Annotated in this window: 15 protein-coding genes and 2 tRNA genes; 10 read left to right on the forward strand and 7 right to left on the reverse strand. The window is 48.0% G+C overall.

The annotated features are described in order from the left end of the window. Nucleotide 1 precedes the first annotated feature (1 nt). From ACK5LI_RS05090 to ACK5LI_RS05105, 4 genes are all read right to left on the reverse strand, one after another. Nucleotides 2-3,634, reverse strand: coding sequence for a response regulator (locus ACK5LI_RS05090; RefSeq protein ID WP_416946868.1), 3,633 nt, complete (start codon nt 3,632-3,634; stop codon nt 2-4). 242 nt (nt 3,635-3,876) lie between these two features. Beyond that, nucleotides 3,877-3,953 (reverse strand) — tRNA-Met (locus tag ACK5LI_RS05095). Between the two features lie 134 nt (nt 3,954-4,087). Further along, nucleotides 4,088-4,164 (reverse strand) — tRNA-Met (locus ACK5LI_RS05100). Nucleotides 4,165-4,234: 70 nt separating this feature from the next. Next, complete coding sequence (locus ACK5LI_RS05105) at nt 4,235-5,029, reverse strand: undecaprenyl-diphosphate phosphatase (RefSeq protein ID WP_416946870.1); 795 nt, start codon at nt 5,027-5,029, stop codon at nt 4,235-4,237. A gap of 165 nt (nt 5,030-5,194) precedes the next feature. On the opposite strand from ACK5LI_RS05105, the gene ACK5LI_RS05110 reads away from it, so the two are divergent. The 3 genes from ACK5LI_RS05110 to lptG are packed head-to-tail and all read left to right on the forward strand — an operon-like array spanning nt 5,195 to nt 7,658. Further along, nucleotides 5,195-5,389, forward strand: coding sequence for a hypothetical protein (locus tag ACK5LI_RS05110; RefSeq protein WP_416946872.1), 195 nt, complete (start codon nt 5,195-5,197; stop codon nt 5,387-5,389). A 35-nt stretch (nt 5,390-5,424) separates the two neighbouring features. Continuing rightward, nucleotides 5,425-6,582 (forward strand): LPS export ABC transporter permease LptF, encoded by a 1,158-nt coding sequence (lptF, locus tag ACK5LI_RS05115; RefSeq protein ID WP_416946874.1) that lies wholly within the window; start codon nt 5,425-5,427, stop codon nt 6,580-6,582. Continuing rightward, on the forward strand, nt 6,579-7,658 hold the full coding sequence (gene lptG / locus ACK5LI_RS05120; RefSeq protein WP_416946876.1) for an LPS export ABC transporter permease LptG: 1,080 nt from the start codon (nt 6,579-6,581) through the stop codon (nt 7,656-7,658). Before lptF ends, lptG begins: the two co-directional genes overlap by 4 nt. Nucleotides 7,659-7,705: 47 nt before the next feature. Here lptG and yihA read toward each other — a convergent pair whose 3' ends face one another. After that, nucleotides 7,706-8,326 (reverse strand): ribosome biogenesis GTP-binding protein YihA/YsxC, encoded by a 621-nt coding sequence (gene yihA, locus ACK5LI_RS05125; protein ID WP_416946878.1) that lies wholly within the window; start codon nt 8,324-8,326, stop codon nt 7,706-7,708. Nucleotides 8,327-8,486: 160 nt separating this feature from the next. Between yihA and ACK5LI_RS05130 the strand changes: the two genes are divergently transcribed. From ACK5LI_RS05130 to ACK5LI_RS05145, 4 genes are all read left to right on the forward strand, one after another. Further along, on the forward strand, nt 8,487-8,951 hold the full coding sequence (locus ACK5LI_RS05130; protein WP_416946880.1) for a type II 3-dehydroquinate dehydratase: 465 nt from the start codon (nt 8,487-8,489) through the stop codon (nt 8,949-8,951). A gap of 50 nt (nt 8,952-9,001) precedes the next feature. After that, nucleotides 9,002-9,559, forward strand: coding sequence for an elongation factor P (gene efp, locus ACK5LI_RS05135; RefSeq protein WP_416946882.1), 558 nt, complete (start codon nt 9,002-9,004; stop codon nt 9,557-9,559). 149 nt (nt 9,560-9,708) lie between these two features. Next, nucleotides 9,709-12,135 (forward strand): DNA translocase FtsK, encoded by a 2,427-nt coding sequence (locus ACK5LI_RS05140; RefSeq protein WP_416946884.1) that lies wholly within the window; start codon nt 9,709-9,711, stop codon nt 12,133-12,135. Nucleotides 12,136-12,149: 14 nt separating this feature from the next. Beyond that, nucleotides 12,150-12,830: a LolA family protein gene (locus tag ACK5LI_RS05145; protein WP_416946886.1), complete on the forward strand. Its 681-nt coding sequence runs from the start codon at nt 12,150-12,152 to the stop codon at nt 12,828-12,830. A gap of 54 nt (nt 12,831-12,884) precedes the next feature. Here ACK5LI_RS05145 and ACK5LI_RS05150 read toward each other — a convergent pair whose 3' ends face one another. After that, nucleotides 12,885-13,775: a pseudouridine synthase gene (locus ACK5LI_RS05150; protein WP_416946888.1), complete on the reverse strand. Its 891-nt coding sequence runs from the start codon at nt 13,773-13,775 to the stop codon at nt 12,885-12,887. A 35-nt stretch (nt 13,776-13,810) separates the two neighbouring features. Then, nucleotides 13,811-14,422: a sulfurtransferase-like selenium metabolism protein YedF gene (gene yedF / locus ACK5LI_RS05155; protein ID WP_416946890.1), complete on the reverse strand. Its 612-nt coding sequence runs from the start codon at nt 14,420-14,422 to the stop codon at nt 13,811-13,813. A gap of 130 nt (nt 14,423-14,552) precedes the next feature. On the opposite strand from yedF, the gene msbA reads away from it, so the two are divergent. From msbA to ACK5LI_RS05170, 3 genes are read left to right on the forward strand one after another with little or no spacing between them, the layout of a single operon-like run. Further along, nucleotides 14,553-16,388, forward strand: a complete 1,836-nt coding sequence (gene msbA, locus ACK5LI_RS05160; RefSeq protein ID WP_416946892.1) for a lipid A export permease/ATP-binding protein MsbA — start codon at nt 14,553-14,555, stop codon at nt 16,386-16,388. 1 nt (nt 16,389) lies between these two features. Continuing rightward, entirely contained in the window at nt 16,390-17,022 is a 633-nt protein-coding gene (locus ACK5LI_RS05165; protein WP_416946894.1) for a lysophospholipid acyltransferase family protein, read from the forward strand. Next, on the forward strand, nt 17,023-17,901 hold the full coding sequence (locus ACK5LI_RS05170) for a lysophospholipid acyltransferase family protein (RefSeq protein WP_416946896.1): 879 nt from the start codon (nt 17,023-17,025) through the stop codon (nt 17,899-17,901). Nucleotides 17,902-18,065: the final 164 nt, after the last annotated feature.

The following is an 18,065-nucleotide window of genomic DNA, read 5'->3' on the forward strand; positions in this document are numbered from 1 at the left end:
ACTACACCATCCTTTCATCGTCAGAGGAAATAACCATGCGATTAATGTGCTTCAGTGCACCTTTAAAATCGAACTTATTTAGAGCACGAAGTAGGGCATCATAAATATCTGGCTGTTGTGACTGAATAGTTGTCCGCAACTCATCAAGCACATCAAGGGCACGGGTATCATGCACCCGCAACAACGAACGCAGCTCTTCAATACGGGCGGCTGCAACGCCTGACGCAAGCGGAGAAGCTTCAGAGTTCAAACTGTGTTCAGCACTTTTAAGATACTGTAATATTGTATCAACAGTAGCATGCATAACGTTATCAAGCTCAGAAAGCAGCGGAGCGCACCCCAGGCTTTCTTTCTTCAGGCAATCGCCCAATTTTACAGACAGGTTAAATAAACGTGTAGCGCCAATATTACCAGCTACACCCCTTAGAGCATGATTAAGCTTTCTCGCCTCATCAGGGGTATCTCTCTCCACAAACGAACGCATCAGGGCAGGGTAGTTTTTAAATTCACTGATAAATTCTGCCAGCAGACCGTCATGTAGGTGGCGGTTGCCTTTCACCCGCATCAAGCCTAGTGCTGTATCCAGCAAGGGGGAATCGTCTGATGCAGAGTTTCCCGTTTCTGCTGAACTTCCATCATTGCCAGACTCCGTCCTCTGTCCAGAATCTCTTCGTACAGAGACCGCCAACGGAGGAGGAGAGTCCTCAAACGATGCCCCCGAACGCACCCAATGTGTTAGAGAAGCGTAGAGCTGATCCGGATCAATCGGCTTAGTGATGTGATCGTTCATGCCGGCGCGCAAACTGGCCTCTTTATCACCTGTCAAGGCGTGAGCTGTCATGGCTACAATGGGGGGTTGCAGTTTATCCGGCAGTTGTCTGATACGTCGACATGCCTCAAGGCCATCCATTTTGGGCATCTGGATATCCATAAAGATCAAGTCAAAGTCATATTTCTCTACAAGTTCAAGGGCTTCCACTCCATCAACAGCCAGAGTAACCCGTACGCCTACCGTTTCCAGCAGTTCTTTTGCAATCTGTCTGTTAATTTTGTTGTCTTCCACAACGAGTACGTTTTTCCCGCCCAAATCCCGTGAAAGTTCATGAGCATCAAAGTTACCACCGGAAAGAGTGCCTACAGAATTGGCATAACCCGGAAGAGCATCTACGATAGTATTGAGCAAAAGAGATCTGGCGACAGGCTTGAGCAGAACCCCGTCAATGGTATCGGAAGGAAATCCGCCTAAAACTTCTTCTCGTCCGTAAGCCGTAATAATCAAAATAGTCGGGCGTAGCATTAAATGCATGGCCCTGATGCGTTTAGCACAATCCAGTCCGTCCATTCCCGGCATTCGCCAATCAAGCAAAATAACCTGATAGCGATCGCCCTCGGCCTGAAGCACGCGCAAAACATCTTCACCTGTCTCTACAAGGGTAACCTCGAAGCGCAGCGACTCCAGAACTTCTTTCAAAATGGCTCTGGAAGTAAAATTGTCGTCAGCCACAAGCACCTGAAGCCCTGCAAGCTCGTATACCTGTTCTTCTAATTCTTCCGGCTCAATAGCGTTGCACCTTAAGTCCAGCTCGAATGAAAAAGCACTGCCGACACCAACTTCACTTTCTACAACAAGCTCTCCACCCATAAGCTGAACAAGCTTGCTGCTGATACTCAAACCAAGGCCGGTGCCTCCGTATCGTCTGGTAATAGATCCATCAGCCTGAGAAAACGGATTAAAGAGCTTGGTAAGTTCATCCTGGTTCATGCCGATACCGCTATCTTTAACCGTAAAGCGAACACGCGCCACATCGCTATGCGAAGAAACCACCTTAACAGCAACAATAACCTCTCCGCTTGCAGTAAACTTGACCGCGTTGCTTACCAGATTCGTCAAAACTTGCCCCAGTCTTAAAGGATCGCCATATACTTCCAACGGCACGTCCTTTCCCATATCCAGCAAAAATTCGAGCCCTTTTTCAGAGGCAGAAATGGAGTTTACGCCAACAACATTCGTCAAAACGGTTTCAAGATTGAACCGCACATTTTCAACTTCCAGCTTACCCGCCTCAATTTTGGAAAAATCCAGAACGTCATTAATTACACCCAGCAGCGAATTCGCAGAAGACTGAATTTTACTCAGATAATCATGTTGCTTAGGAGTAAGAGGTGTTTTAAGTGCAAGGTGGCTCATACCTATGACTGCGTTCATAGGTGTACGAATTTCATGGCTCATCCGCGCAAGAAATTCTCCTTTAGCCTTGCTTGCGGCTTCAGCTTCTTTACGGGCCGTATCCAGCTGAGAAAGCACTATACGCTTTTCGGTTACATCTCTTGCTATTCCGCGGAAACCCAGCAGTTCTCCGGACTCACCTTCCATCGGCACCAGATTAGACTCCAGAACCACCCGATGACCGGATTTATGCTGAAATACATTCTCATTGTTTTCCACCAGCGAAGCCTGCTCAACAGCGTCCATAAACTGTCCCCAAGCATTTCTGGCATCATTATATGACATGAGGTCAAAGATGCGCTTGCCTGTAGCTTCTACAGCTGTATAGCCGAGCACTTCTTCTATTCTCGGGCTGGAGTAAGTAATCCAGCCGCTCAAATCCATCTCCCAAATCCAGTCGCGGGATGTTTCAACAATTCCCCTGAAACGCTCCTCACTCTGTCTCAGGGCCTGCATAGCTTCCTTTCTTTCCTGCAGAAAACCAGCACGCATAAAGGTGCCTACCATACTAAGCAAACAGACAAGGAAAAATGTCATGGAGTAGGGCAGACCTTCGGCCCATAAAAAATCAGCAATACTACGATGTGGTAAAAATGAAACGATGTACCAATCCCGTAGCAGGTGAGCAGGAACTTCGTATTGCCTTCGGGAGTAAATTACATGTCCTACGGGAGTCGCAGCCAGAGCAGCAAATGTGTATATGCCCTCATCAGTTTCTATCTGACCGGCACCCATACGCTGCATATATTGCCAGACAGAAGGGTTCTTCTGGGCAAAAGACACCCCCAGCATATCCCCGAACATAAAGCCCCAATGCTGTGAGGGAGTATCTGACTGCATCCAGTAACCATCATGGTCAAGAAGCATCAAAGAGCCCTCTTGGGAGTTCTGTTTCATCCAGATACCATTAAGAATGTGCTCTGCCAGATAATTGAAAAGAATAACGCCGACGACTTTTCCCTGGCTATTTACAAGTTGTGCTCCAACTCTGAGCATAGGCTTGTAAGGTACTTCAACCACTCCATTTTCAATATTCAGATCAAGCCGTGAAATATACAATTCATGAGGCTTGATGTTCATCATTTCTTTAAAATAGTAACGTGTTGATTTGTCTGACAAATAATCATCAGGTACAACAACAGGGCCTGTTTCGGTTCGATTAACCCTGTACAGCTCCATGCCGGAGGCAGAAATCAGTCTGATCTGGTCAAATTGGGTATTATCAACCGCAAAAGCATAAAGGTCCTGCTTCAGTTGCGCAAAATTCTGTTCGTCAGGGGTTTCGGTATAGGCAAAGAGAGAAAAACGATTCAACGCATTCAATACACTTTGAAAAACAAGATTAAGCTCCAGCGAGGTGCCGTCATATGCATGGCCCACACGAGCTTGTTCCTGTTTTTTTTCCATATTGAGCTGCTGCTGTTTATCCGCGTAGAAAAAAAAGCCGATAGCAAAGGCAGATAAGAATACAGCCGGAAGGAATAAAGTAAGGAACGCCGCAAAGATACCTGAGGAGCGCGTTTCTTGAGATCTGAAGTATGTTTTTAGGGAAGTCGTAACCATGTATCCAATATAGGGAGCATGGTCAGGGGGGTGAATGATAATCCAGAGGATACAAAAAAAGCCCCGTAAAACGGGGCTTATTTTCTTGGTAGCGAGGGAGGGAATTGAACCCCCGACACTGCGGATATGAGCCGCATGCTCTAACCAACTGAGCTACCTCGCCGCAAATGCAACACTTGTGTTGCGGGATTTGGTTTGTGACTTTTTTCAGCCAAGTTGTCAATCTTTTCATCAAAAAAAGAACAAATGGTCTGCCACTGAAAAAGCAAACTCCGCCATAAGCCGGAGTATTATTGATGGTAGCGAGGGAGGGAATTGAACCCCCGACACTGCGGATATGAGCCGCATGCTCTAACCAACTGAGCTACCTCGCCATCCGATGTCGTTGTTGCGACGGAGGCAGTGTTTATCCAAGAATAAAAACCTTTGCAAGTTTTTTTTCACCTATGCCCAAAAAAGAAGCACAAGCGGCGCAAGGGCCAACCTGTACCATGCAAACGGCCTGAACGTCATGCAGCCGACAAGGTGAATGAAGGTTTTCACAGCAAGCCAGGCTGATAAGAAAGAAACGCCGAAACCAACAGCCCAGAAAGGAAGATCCGCAACTGAAAATAACGAGGCGGATTTGTACAGATCGTAACCGGTAGCGGCAAACATAATGGGCACGGCAGCAACAAAAGAATATTCCGCCGCAAGCTTACGTCGGCTGCCTAACAGCAAAGCGCCCATAATTGTCGCGGCGGATCGAGAAAAACCGGGCCATAGTGCAAGGCACTGAAAGAGCCCAATCCCTAAAGCCAGCTTGGGCGTGACATCATCTAGCGACTCATAGCTGGTTCCTTCACCTCGCCTTTCAACAAGCAGAATATACACTGCACCTATGGCCAGAGCCCAGGCGACGGTAACCGGTCCGAAAAGGTGCTCTTTTATGTAACTATGAGCCAACAGCCCCAGAAAGCTTGCCGGAGCCGATGTAAGTGCCAGCAGCAGCCAGCCGCGAATACCGGAAAAACGTCGCTCGCACCTGAAGTTGAATAAATCTTTAAAACGTTCTTTATAGAGGCAGACCACGGCAAGAATTGCCCCTAACTGAATAGCAACCTGAAAGGATTCAGCCTTTGGTCCCGTATAGTCCAAAAGGTAGCCGGTTATAATAAGATGCCCAGTGGAAGATACAGGCAGAAATTCAGTTAATCCTTCTACAAGACCCAAAGTGGCAGCAATCAATAAATCAGTCATTAACAATAATACCTGTGTAAAGTGTGGGGTGACAAATGGCGAAAACTCTGAACAGGCGAATAGCTTATGCTGCAACCTGTTGCAAGCAACATGGTGATAAGGTAGAAAGCCTGATTCCTTGGCTGCGTTAAGCCAGTCTGCACCAATCAACTTCAGGATGTCCAAATGACCACAATTATGCCTGGCAGCGAACTTGTTCGCAAAGCTATTGAGTACATCGCGGAGTCCGGAAAAAGCGGTTTACCCGTTGAAAAACTGATTGAAGAAGCAGGAATGCGTTTCAACTTAAGCCCTAAGGACTGTCAGATGCTCGAAGATTTTCTCCGCACAAATAATTCAGTCACCACCCAGCAGAAGTAGGGAGGCACTCTCTGTTTCGTTCTCATATCAGCCTGTTGCAGAAGCAGCTTTTCAAAGAGCTTTTTTCACTTTTCGGCCTCTGCATGGGTTCACTGCTCTCACTGATCCTCATCGGCAGGATGCTGCAGTTGCGCGAGTTGTTTCTCGGTCTCGACCTTGGAGCGCTCGATATGGCAACTCTTTTCGTATACCTGAGCCCGCTTTTCCTTACACTGATCATACCCATTGCCTGTATGCTCAGCGTATTCCTGACGTTCCTTCGCATGAGCACAGACAGAGAGCTGATTGCGCTTAAGGCAGGCGGCCTCAGCCTTTTTCAGCTTCTGCCTGCACCAATTCTGTTTTGCCTGATTTGCGGCGCTTTCAACCTGTACATTTCACTTTCCGGAGTGGCATGGGGAATGGGTAACTTCCGCCATACCATTATGGAAATAGCGAACACCCGCGCAAAAATCGTACTGCAACCGGGAGTTTTCAACCAGACAGTGCCCGGGCTTACTGTGTTTGCAAGAAATGTGGACAGCAGTTCCGGTGAGCTTGGCTATGTCATGGTAGAAGACAACAGCCGCGACGGCACCAGCATTCTTATTCTTGCCCCTTCTGGAAGGCTTCTTTCCGACGAGCGGCTCGGAGAACTCATTTTTAAGCTGCATGACGGTAAGATTTATCGCCAACAGCAAGACAGTGTAAGCGTCCTCGACTTTTCAGACTACACTGTACGTCTGGAGCTCAGTCAGATTTTCAAGGGTGTAACTCTAGGGAAAATCAAGCCTAAAGAACTTTCGTGGCAGGACCTGCGCAGTATCAACCCGTCACATCCGATGGCCCAAAAAGACGCCAACTTCATGCGAAAGGTAGAGGTGGAACTTCAGAAAAGGTGGGTACTACCAATGGCCTGCCTTGTGTTAGGTTTATTCGCAATGCCTCTGGCGTGCGCTTTCCAAGGGCTTGAAAAGCAATTCGGCATCCTGTTAGCATTGGCCATGTTTCTGGTGTATTATACATTGTTGTCCGTCGGCCTTTCAACGGGGGAATCAGGCACAATTCCTCCGGCAGTGGGCCTGTGGATGCCTAACTTGATTTTTCTTGCTATCGGCCTGTTCTGGCTGGACAGAGCAGAGCGCGAGCGCTCGCTTAATCTGGCGAGTTATCTTTCTCATATAAAACTGTTCCGTAAAAAGAGCGCACAGTGAGCATTCTTTCACGATATCTTTTAAAAACTAACCTGTTCCTGACTCTGCTTACGCTGACCATCGGAACAGGAATATATCTGCTTTCAGACTTGTTTGACAGGCTTGATGACTTTCTCGGGGCCGGACTCGGTGCTGAAGTTATCCTGAAATACTTTGCAGTCAAAACGCCGTTGATCATTTCGCAGATTCTGCCTGCGGTGTTCTTACTGGCCGCAGTCATTCAGCTTTGCATTATGGCCCGCGACAGGGAACTGGTCGCTCTTCAGGCTGGCGGCATATCCTTTCTGCGCCTTACACGTTTTTTCATCGTGTACGCCATGATATGGGCAGGAATACAGTTAGGATTCTCTCAGGTTTTAGGCATTTACGGAGAGAAAGAAGCAAGCCAGATATGGAAAGAGCAAGTCCGCAATCGCCAAGCGGGAGAAGTGACTCTTGCCAACCTCTGGTTTACTGAAGGCAACAGAGTTATAAAAATCAGCACACTGCAGCCGCTGAAAGAGCAAGGCACCAACGTTACAGTATACGAGCTGGGAGAAGACAAAAACAGTGTGTTACAGGTTGTGACTGCTGCACACTTTACAGCCACTGAAGGGAAGTGGACCCTCACAAACTGCACTCGTCTTATTCCCGGTGCTTACGAAGTAGAAACTCTTGAAAGGGTAGTGCTTCCCATTCAGCAGGACGTTAAGGCGTTTGCCATCGTCGACCCGAGAGGAGACCCGTCACGCCTTCCTCTTTGGCAACTGCAAGATGCCATCAACAGGCTGAAGCAGAGCGGTTCCAACGTAGAAGCACTTCGCACTGCGTGGCATATGAAGCTTGCCTATGCGTTCTCACTGGTTTCAATGGCCTTAATTGCGCTTGCCTTAATAACTTGGCGGGACAGCATTTATCTGAATATTGGGGCGTCGCTGCTGCTGGTTTTTGTGTTTTATACGCTGTTTACCATTGGTGGTTCGCTTGGAGAAAACGGAATTCTGCCCCCGGGCGTTGCAGCATGGGGAGCAAATGCCCTTTTCGGCGGTTCCGCCATCTTCAGGCTAGTCTATGTATCACGGTCCAAAACTGCATAAAAAAAGCGGAACGAAAGTTCCGCTTTTTTGTTAGTCCACTAAAAACACTATTCTTCAGAATCAGATTCCGGCTCAATGTCATGGACAAAATCAGGAAATGCCATACGGTGCAGGGCATTCCACAATTTGTCTTTACCCATACCGGTTTTGCTGGAAAACAGAATAGGATTCCCGCCGCCCAGAATGTCCCGCCATTCTCGTTGGCGCTTAGCACGCTCCTGCTGTTTGCACTTATCAGCCTTGGTCAAAACCGGTAATAGCGGTATACCTGCCTGTCTTGCAAAGGATGCAAGCTCAACATCAAGTTTCTGCGGAGTAAGTCTGCAATCAAGCAAAATCGCGATACCGCAGACTGCAGGCGTATCTGTAAGATATTTACGAATAAGCTTCGCCCACTTTTCGCGCTCGACCTTACTGCATCGTGCGTAACCGTATCCGGGAAGATCAACAACATAGTAGGCATCAGGGTCAACCTGATAAAAGTTGATACTACGCGTTTTGCCGGGAGTAGAGCTTATACGTGCAAGGCCTTTGCGCCCTGCAAGCGTGTTTACAAGAGAAGATTTGCCTACATTTGAACGCCCCGCAAGGGCAATTTGCGGCGCAGTATATGCTATAAGCTGATCAAGAGTATAAATGGTGCTATCAAGTACTAATTTTGGCTGCATAACTAAATCTGTTGTTAAAAATATGCTTGTTGAAACTCAACACACAGGCAGACTTGACAAGATTTGTAGCTTGGGAAAAAATATTCAGCTTTTCGTCCGTCGATGCCTGCTTTTCTGATGCTAGCAGAAGCGAGGCGCAAAAACAAAGAGGATTTTTAGCATGAAAAGCTTCAACATTTTGATAATGAACGGCCCCAACCTTGGCCATCTGGGCAAAAGACAGCCAGAAATATACGGTACACAGGGCATGGACAACTTACCAGCAATGCTGAAGCAACTCATGGGTGACAATGCCGGCAGGGTTACACTTCAGCATTTTCAAAGCAACTCTGAAGGAGCTTTGATTGACAGACTGGAAGCCACCCGCGCCGATGGAACGTCCGGCGTAGTGTTAAATGCCGGAGCATATACTCACACAAGCCTTGCTCTGGCAGACTGTCTTGCATGGATCAAAATTCCTTGTGTAGAGGCTCACATCAGCAACGTTCTTGCCAGAAGCGAACAACTTCGTCAGCGTAGCCTCATAGGCAGGCATGTCATCGGCGTAGTCGCCGGTTTCGGCCTTATGAGTTACGCGTTAGGAGTACAGGCTCTGGCAATGCACCTGCAGGAACGCGAAGAATAACCTTAGGAACCAGGCCAACGGGCTTTATTGTTAACTTTTTCGGAGGAATAATGTTTTCTACCACTGACTTCAGGCGCGGTCTGCGCATTGAGATGGATGGCACCCCGTTTGAAATCGTAGATTTTCAGCACTTCAAGCCCGGTAAAGGCGGTGCAATTGTGCGTACCAAGCTGCGCAACCTGCTTACCGGTCGCATTATTGATAACAACTTCCGTTCCGGTGAAAAAGTCGGCAAGCCTGACATGGAAAACCGCGATATGCAGTTTATTTTCCGCGAAGATGAAAACCTTGTCTTTATGGATTTGACTACATACGAACAGATTTACATGCCCCTTGAAACTACCGCGGGTAAAGAAGAATTTCTTAAAGACGGTCAGACCGTGCGTGTACTGCTGTACAACGGCAAGCCCCTTGAGCTTGAACTTCCTGCAGCTCTGGTGCTTGAAGTAACAGAGACCGAGCCGGGCGCAAAAGGCGATACCGTTTCTAACGTTACCAAACCTGCAACCCTTGAAACCGGCATAGTTATTCAGGTTCCGATCTTCGTAAACATCGGCGACAGAGTAAAAGTGAACACTGAATCCCGGGAATATATGGGCCGCGAATAGCCCATCATCTGGTACCGGCGGCCAAAACACCGGCACCTATGGACGCATAATCCTGGTTACGGTAAGGGATATGGCTGAAGAAGCTGTGTCCCTTATTCCTTTAAGTTTTCAACGTCCAATGGAGGCGAACCATTTCGAAAGGTAACAGATTGGCGCGGGAGATTTTTGCTCTCTTCCTCGTCTTCTTAGGCTTTATGCTCCTTTTAAGCCTGATATCCCATAGTCAGGCAGATCCCAGCTTCAACCATGTCACCAGCAGGTCAAAAGGGTTCGAAAACTGGGCAGGGCTCACTGGCGCCTATGCATCCGGGCTGTTGGCAGACATTTTCGGTCTGGCAGCCTATCTGATCCCCATAGCGCTGCTTACCTCGGCGGGCAGACACTACCTTAAGTCCGGCGATATTCAATGGTGGCGCTGGGTAGGCTTAACATTGCTGGCAATGTGCATTGCAACATTTGCCTCAGCCATACCTGTCAGCCTTGGGGATATCAACGGCGGCGGCTTGCTCGGCAATGAACTGTACCGCCTCAGCACCTTATTTCTGGGCGTTGCCGGTTCCAGCATAATCTGGCTTTTTTTATTTATCGTGGCGTTACAGCTTGCCGTAGGCTTCACATGGGCAACGGTAGCCGCTTTACTTGCCACGCTCATCGCCAGCATCCATATGCCGGAACGTATGCGCTCAGGCAACAAGGCTACTCGTAGTGAAAAAACAGAATATATCATAGAGCATGACTCTTCTTCGCGAGTCGAACGCCCCCCTGCCGTCAAAAAAAGTAAAGCCGGAGCAGTGTGGAACAAGGCAAAAGAAATCTGGAAAAACTTCTTTCCTTCTCAGCCCGAAGGCGAACTCGTACTTTCACAGCGCGTGGAATTGCCGGCGGCAGAAGAGGACAGGGCATCGCTTTTTGCCTTTGAGGATGAACCCGTCATGACCAGCCCGCAGCCCCGTAAAGAGGCAGAGAACGCAGGGCAGTTTTATATTGGCCCAGAATTACACGAATCACAGCCCTTGGCAAACTTACAGCCTGAAGTTACTCCTTCAACGACAGTAGGCGCAGACTCGCAACCTCGGGTAAAGCAGCCAGAACCACAAAAGGCTGCTGCTCCAGTACGCCCGAAACGCAAAATTGCACTTCCCTCTGTTTCTTTACTGGAAACACCCAAAGGTATTGATAAAAAGGCACCGAGAGCAATTCTGGAAGAAAAAGGGCAGACACTTGTGAACTGTCTTGCGGACTTCGGCATACAAGGCGAGCTTGTCCGCATCACGCCCGGGCCTGTTGTTACCATGTTTGAAATCAGGCCCGCAGCCGGCGTAAAAGTAAGCCGTATAGCAAACCTCAGCGATGACCTTGCCCTTGCGCTTAAAGCAATAGCTGTGCGCATTCAGGCACCCATTCCGGGTAAAGACACCGTAGGGATTGAAATTCCTAACGAAGAGCGGGAAACTGTCAGCCTGAAAGAGCTGCTTGGAGCCGATTCGTTCAGTAAAGCGGAATCACTGCTTACCATGGCAGTAGGCAAGGATATAGCCGGAACCCCGACAGTGGCAGATTTGGCAAAAATGCCGCATTTACTTGTTGCAGGAGCCACAGGCGCTGGGAAAAGTGTTTGCATCAACTCAATTTTAATGAGTTTTCTCTACAAATCCCGCCCGGAAGAAGTTCAACTGCTTCTTGTGGACCCCAAACGCATTGAGCTTGCCGTATATGCGGATCTGCCGCATCTTGTACATCCGGTTGTTACCGACATGTCACAGGCAAAAAATGCACTGGACTGGGCCGTTCATGAAATGGACAAGCGCTATGAAGCGATGGCCCGCCTTGGCGTACGAAATGTCACCAGCTACAATCAGAAGCTGAAAGACGTTGGGGACAAAAGACCACCAGAGCTCTGCGACCTTGAGCTGCTTCCTTACCTCGTTATCATTATCGACGAGCTGGCAGACCTTATGCTTACCGCTGCAAAAGAAGTGGAAACAAGCATCGTCCGCCTTGCACAGCTTGCCCGTGCTGCCGGTATACACATGATTCTTGCAACACAGCGCCCGAGCGTAGATGTTGTTACCGGCCTCATCAAAGCGAACTTCCCGTGCCGTATCTCGTTTCAGGTAACGTCAAAGCACGATTCGCGAACCATTCTTGATACTGTCGGCGCAGAACATCTGCTGGGTAGAGGGGATATGCTCTTCAAACCGGGCGGCGGACGCTTGCAGCGCATGCATGGAGCTTTTGTATCAGATGAAGACGTTGTTACCGTTGTAAATTACTGGAAAGAACGGCAGGCCCCGAGTTATCGTGTTGACTTTGCAGAATGGGGCAGCCCTGCACAGGATGAAAACGCTGTAAGCGGCAGCATGGGCGGAGACAGCGTAGCTGATGATCCCGTTTATGCAGAGGCCGTTCAGTTCGTCATGGCGCAAGGCAAGGCCTCAATCTCGCTCATTCAACGTCGTTTCCGCATCGGCTTCAACAGAGCCGCTAGATATGTTGAACAGATGGAGCAGGATGGCATTATCGGCCCTGCGGATGGTAGTAAGCCCAGAATGGTCATTGGTGCCAGAGAAAGCTAAAAAGGAAATCACAGATGAATCAGATTATTACTTCTGTTTCGCTTGCAATCTTATTGGTTACCGGACTGGTTGCACCTTGTTTTGCAGCAGATACGGCTGCGCTCGTACAACGTATTGAAAGCCAGTCCCGTGCATTTAACACATTAAGCACAGACTTTACCCAGACTCTTAAACACCAGCAGAGTGGTACAACTGAAACGCGTACTGGAACTATATCCTTTAAAAAGCCGCAGGCTCTGCGGTGGGAAACCACAGCCCCTTCAAAGGAGCTGATTGTCATCAACGATGATGCAATCTGGAACTATCTCGTAGATGAAGAGGTTGTATACAAGTATCCTTTGGAAATGCTTAAAGATTCAAGTTCGATTCTGCGTTTTGTAACCGGACAAGGTGAGATTGAATCAGACTTTGAAGTAGAACATGAAGGAACAGAAGATGGATTGACCAAGCTTCATTTATACCCGTTCCGCCCTCAGCAGACACTGACGGAGGCGACTCTATGGGTAAACGAAACTGCTGAAATCCATAAAGTAATGATCGTCGACTTCTACGGTAACGAGAACACCCTGACTTTTTCCAACATGAAGTTTGACGCCCCTGTTACTGATAAAAAGTTTGCCTTTACTCCGCCCAAAGGAGTTGATCTTGAAGACAGGACATCTTCTACGGTAATGGAAAAAAAATTGTTTCAGTAATTCCATAAGGCACTAAAAAAAGCCCTCTGAGTTCAGAGGGCTTTTTTTAGTGCCTTACAAATCAACAGCTTTATAAAGAGCTGCCACTTCCGACCTTGAAAGCGAACGAACAGCGCCTTTCTCCAGATCATCCAGCAAGATGGGGCCCTGTTGAATACGTCTTAAAGAAAGCACGACAAGCCCAAAATCCCGACACATACGCCTGATCTGCCGATTGATGCCTTGAATCAAAGTCATTTCCAGCACAGCCCCTTGGGGGATGCTTTTTACCACCTCTACCTGGACAGGTGCCAACTTTTCTCCTTCAGCAAGAGTCATCCCTTCGCGCATCACACGCAATGCATCCTGGGTCACATCTCCTCGTACGCGTATTGTATATGTCTTGGGCAAATGCCATGAAGGATGAGTCAAGCGATGTGTAAGGGCGCCGTCATCAGTAAGCAAAAGCAAGCCTTCTGAAAAAAAATCCAGACGTCCTACCGGAAAAAGTCGCATCTTTTTATAGCGGGCAGGAAGCAGGTCGATAACAGTTGTTCGCCCTTCCGGATCACTGGCAGTAGTAACCACCTCAACCGGCTTGTGCATTAAAAGGTAAGTATATGTTTTTGCGGTAGCCGCCTGCAAAGTAACAACTTTACCATTTACAGCCAGCTGGTCTTGTCCCGGAACAATTTTAACACCGGGCGTCCGAACAACATCACCATTTACAACTACTGCACCTTGCAAGATAAGCTCATCAGCAGCTCTGCGGGAACAAATACCCGCATCAGCCAACGCTTTATTAATCCTTACCGCGCTATCGCCAGAGCCATTTGACGCAACAGGTGAGGTACTACGAGGATGTGAAGACGTCTCGGGCGTCTTGCCGGCTCGACGAACACTTTTCTTTTGTGCTGCGTTGCGCTGATGCGGTGAACGCTTTTCGTGACCAGAACGTTTATTCATGAATACTTCAAGTACAACTTTATGTTTAGTGTTTTTTAAGGCCGGATGACCTTTGTTGCAAGCTGCAAGCTGGTTACAACGTCCAGCATATTGGTAGTGCCTCCAACTTTTTTAGAAGCCAGCAAGCCGAAATGCTCAAGACAAGTCCCGCATACAAGAATCTCCACACCGGAGTTTTCAAGCCCCGAAAGCTCATCCACGACATGACTACCTTCAGCTGCAAGTTTTACAGCACCGTTCAGCATTATAATACGCCAGAGAGTTTCCCCGAGTTCGGGTAGGGTAAGCAGAAAATTCTTCATCAACTTTCCACCCAGAACATCATCGCCGGAACCGATAACGTCAGTGGTCAACAGCAGAACCGTTCTATCCGAAAAGGACCGGACAACGTGGTCAGTCATGACTTCACAAACTTCGCAGGGCACAGTATCTTCAAGTGTCGCTTTAAGTTTCCAGATATTATTTGAAGCTTCAGCATTCACAGAGTAGCCACGAGAAGCCAAGAATCTGGAAACATTCTCCTTTGCAGCATCATTATCTACAATTACAGAGAGTTGCGAGGGAGACTGAGCATCAAGACATTCTTTACATTTCAGCACAGGCTGAGGGCAGGGAAGGCTCTGGCAGTTCAGTTCAATTTCTGGCATTATGCGGCTCCTGTTTGGGTACGAAAAAGAAATTCAAAGCGCGTATCAGTTTGCAACCTACGCGCAGTCAGACGATATTGACGATAATAACTGCAAAAAGCAACGGCTGACTACAGCCTTACGGATATCAATGTCTAAAGAATCTAACAAAGCTGCTGACAAAAAAGCGGTACAACAATCTGAAAGCCGCCGCCTTTTTGTTCGAATTGTTGGCTATTTTACTCCTTACAAACTGCATTTTTTCTTTGCAATATTAGGCATGCTTGCAGTCGCGGCCTGCACCGGTGCTGCAGCTTACCTTGTAAAACCTGCACTGGATGATATTTTCATCCGCAAAGACGAAACAATGCTGATGCTTATCCCCGTAGCATATATCGTCATTATTACTATCAAAGGAATCGGGCGATATATACAGAACTACTTTATGCGCTACTGCGGGTTAATGGTGCTTGAGCGCCTGAGGAACGAGCTGTACGAAAAAATAATCTGCCTTCCCACACGGTTTTATGAGGAAAACCAGGTCGGAATGCTTATGTCGCGCATCATTAATGATGTAATGCTCATTCGGGCCAGCTTGCCTTCTGTGGTAATGATTGTCCGGCAGGTAATCACCATGGTTACTTTGATCGGCGTTGTATTCTACCAAGATTGGTTTCTAGCCATCTGGGCTGTTCTTGTTCTACCGCTGGCAGCGCTGCCTTTTATGTACTTCGGTCGCAAGCTCAGAAAACTGGGAAGACGCAACCAAAGCAAGGTCTCTGATATCTCTGTTTTTCTGCAAGAGATTTTCAGCGGAATCAGAGTGGTAAAGGCTTTTGCCACTGAAAAAAAAGAAGCAGTGCGCTTTAAAAAAGAAAATGATCGTCTAGTAAAAATAGCGATAAAAGAAACAATATTCAGTGAGCTTTCCTCTCCGGTTATGGAGCTTGTAGGCGCACTGGGCATCGGCCTTGTCATCTGGTACGGCGGCAAGCAGGTCATCGACGGGGCCTCAACCCCCGGTACTTTCTTCTCATTTGTTGCAGCGCTTGTCATGCTGTACGACCCTGTCAAGCGCCTGAATTCTGCGAACATGGACATACAGCGCGCTTTGGCCGGGGCAGAGCGGGTATTTGAAATTCTTGATTCAAAAGAGATCACAGTCGAAAAAGACGGAACAATTCCCTTTGACGGCAATTTTGAAGAAATCCGCTTCGAAAATCTGACATTCCAGTACGCCGGATGCGCAACTCCTGCACTCGACAACGTAGACCTGACCGTCAAAAAAGGCGAAAGAGTGGCAATAGTCGGTCCCAGCGGTGCGGGCAAGACTACGTTTGTAAACCTCATCCCGCGCTTTTATGAACAAAGCCAAGGACGTATTCTGCTGAATGGAGTTGATATCCGCGACTACACGCTTGCAAGCTTACGCCGCAACGTCGCCATGGTTTCGCAAGACTCTTTCCTGTTCAACATTCCTGTAAGCCAAAACATTGCTTACGGAATGGAACAAACAACGGATGAAGATATACACGAAGCAGCCCGTGCTGCATACGCACACGACTTCATTCTGCAGCTGACGAATGGCTATGACACAGTAATCGGCGAACGCGGAGTAAAGTTGTCAGGCGGACAAAAACAGCGCCTTACCATTGCCCGGGCAATTCTTAAAAATGCGCCTCTGCTTATTCTGGACGAAGCGACCAGTGCGCTTGATTCCGAATCTGAACAAATCGTTCAGAAAGCACTTGAAAACCTCATGGCAAAACGAACCAGCATTGTCATCGCCCACAGGCTTTCTACCATTCTGGGCGCCGACAGAATTCTGGTAATGGAAAAAGGGAAAATAGTATCGCAAGGCAGCCATGAGCTGCTGCTGGGCCAATGCTCCCTGTACACCCGTCTTTACAACATGCAGTTCCAGACAGAGCATACAACCGAGGAAGGCAGCAACAGCTGCAAATCCAGTGAACTGGAAAAGGCGTAACATGAAAATCAGCCCATCCTTGGTATGCCCGCCACTTTATGGTCTCTACAAGGCCTGGTGCTCAACGTTGCACTACAACGAGTCAGGAAGAGAAGAAATAGACGCGCTATGGGCCCGCAAAGAGCCAATGGTCTTTGCCCTGTGGCACGACGAGCTTTTTCCTCTTATGCATGTTAAGCGCGACCTTGCAATTGTCACCGTTGTCAGCCAAAGCCAAGACGGGGAATACTTGGCTGGCGTACTTTCGCGGCTTGGACTGCATACAGCCAGAGGGTCCAGCTCCAGAGGCGGAGTGAAGGCTTTGCTTCAAGCCTCCAGAATGATGCGCAACCAGGGCCTTTGCGGCTGCATCACAGTAGACGGACCGCGTGGCCCTCGCCATAAAGTAAAAGAGGGCGCGATATTCCTTGCACAACGAACACCTGCCCATGTTGTCCCTGTAAGAATTTTAATGGCCAACTCGAAGAAGTTTGAAAAAGCCTGGGACAAATTCCAGTTGCCGCTACCGTTCAGTGACATCCACATTCACTATGGCAAGCCGTATACGCTTGAAGCAAACTCGCTCGAAGCTGAAGAAGTCACCCGCGAAGTCGGAGTCCTTCAAAACAAACTAGATGCGCTCGGAAAGGCATAAATGACAAGCATTGCAGCAAAAAGCGTACTGAAGTTAGGGGAAATCATTACTTCCCGACAAATCGAAGCATTGGGTAGAGGGCTTGGCTCGTTATTTTGGCTGACTTTAAAAAGCCGCAGAGAGCTGGCGATAGAGAACATCCATAAACGGCTGGATGTTCCGAAAGAAAAAGCAGTTGTTATTGCTAAGGAAAGTTTTTCCAGCAACTGCCAATCATTCCTTGAAATATTACTCAACCCCACAGCCAAAAAAGAACTTAAAGAGCGTCTGATCATAGACAACGCACACTATCTGGCAGAGGCGATTGCTGCAGAAAGGCCCGTGGTGGGCATTACGGCCCATTTAGGTGCATGGGAACTGCTCACAGGCTGCCTTTCAATATACGCTCCCGCGGATCGCGAGCAGCTTGTAGTTATGCGCAAGCAAAAAAACAAAACATTACAGAACATTATATGCTCATTACGAGGAGCTAATAATATAAGGATAGTAGAGCACAGAAACGCAGTTCGTCCCATCCTTAAGGCATTAAAAAACAATGCGATAGCGTGTTTTCTTGCCGACCATAACTGTAGCCGCTCTGAAGCTATCTTCCTTCCTTTTCTGGGGAAGCTGGCAGCAGTAAACCGCGGACCCGCATTATTGGCAACCAGAGCAAACGCGCTTGTTCTGACGGTATTTCTGACTCGACAGCCAGATGGCCGACTTGTTTTCCATTGTCATAAACCCATTGATACAGCCAAACTTGAAGGCACCACAGAAGAACGTATCAGACTGGTTGCAGAGTATTACACAAAAAATATTGAAGAGTTCGTCAGAAAGTATCCGGAGCAATGGTTCTGGATGCACAAACGCTGGAAAACACGCCCAGAGCACGAGTGAACGTAAAGTCGACCCCATAAGCCGTAAAAAAGCATCAAGCCCGTCAGATTGAATATTTGACGGGCATTTTTAATGCCCAGCATCCATTAAAAAACAAGACCGCAGAGCAGCGTTAAGCCGAAAGCTTATCGATTGTTTCGCGAATTCATAAAAACACACAATAT

The organism is Oleidesulfovibrio sp. (assembly GCF_047973035.1).
In the GTDB taxonomy this organism is placed as follows: Bacteria; Desulfobacterota; Desulfovibrionia; order Desulfovibrionales; family Desulfovibrionaceae; genus Oleidesulfovibrio.

Bases quoted from the DNA above. Each gene is read 5' to 3' on its own strand.
- ACK5LI_RS05090 (WP_416946868.1), bottom strand. From the start codon at position 3,634: ATGGAAAAAAAACAGGAACAAGCTCGTGTGGGCCATGCATATGACGGC.
- ACK5LI_RS05105 (WP_416946870.1), bottom strand. From the start codon at position 5,029: ATGACTGATTTATTGATTGCTGCCACTTTGGGTCTTGTAGAAGGATTA.
- ACK5LI_RS05110 (WP_416946872.1), top strand. From the start codon at position 5,195: ATGACCACAATTATGCCTGGCAGCGAACTTGTTCGCAAAGCTATTGAG.
- yihA (WP_416946878.1), bottom strand. From the start codon at position 8,326: ATGCAGCCAAAATTAGTACTTGATAGCACCATTTATACTCTTGATCAG.
- ACK5LI_RS05130 (WP_416946880.1), top strand. From the start codon at position 8,487: ATGAAAAGCTTCAACATTTTGATAATGAACGGCCCCAACCTTGGCCAT.
- efp (WP_416946882.1), top strand. From the start codon at position 9,002: ATGTTTTCTACCACTGACTTCAGGCGCGGTCTGCGCATTGAGATGGAT.
- ACK5LI_RS05145 (WP_416946886.1), top strand. From the start codon at position 12,150: ATGAATCAGATTATTACTTCTGTTTCGCTTGCAATCTTATTGGTTACC.
- ACK5LI_RS05150 (WP_416946888.1), bottom strand. From the start codon at position 13,775: ATGAATAAACGTTCTGGTCACGAAAAGCGTTCACCGCATCAGCGCAAC.
- yedF (WP_416946890.1), bottom strand. From the start codon at position 14,422: ATGCCAGAAATTGAACTGAACTGCCAGAGCCTTCCCTGCCCTCAGCCT.
- msbA (WP_416946892.1), top strand. From the start codon at position 14,553: ATGTCTAAAGAATCTAACAAAGCTGCTGACAAAAAAGCGGTACAACAA.
- ACK5LI_RS05165 (WP_416946894.1), top strand. From the start codon at position 16,390: ATGAAAATCAGCCCATCCTTGGTATGCCCGCCACTTTATGGTCTCTAC.
- ACK5LI_RS05170 (WP_416946896.1), top strand. From the start codon at position 17,023: ATGACAAGCATTGCAGCAAAAAGCGTACTGAAGTTAGGGGAAATCATT.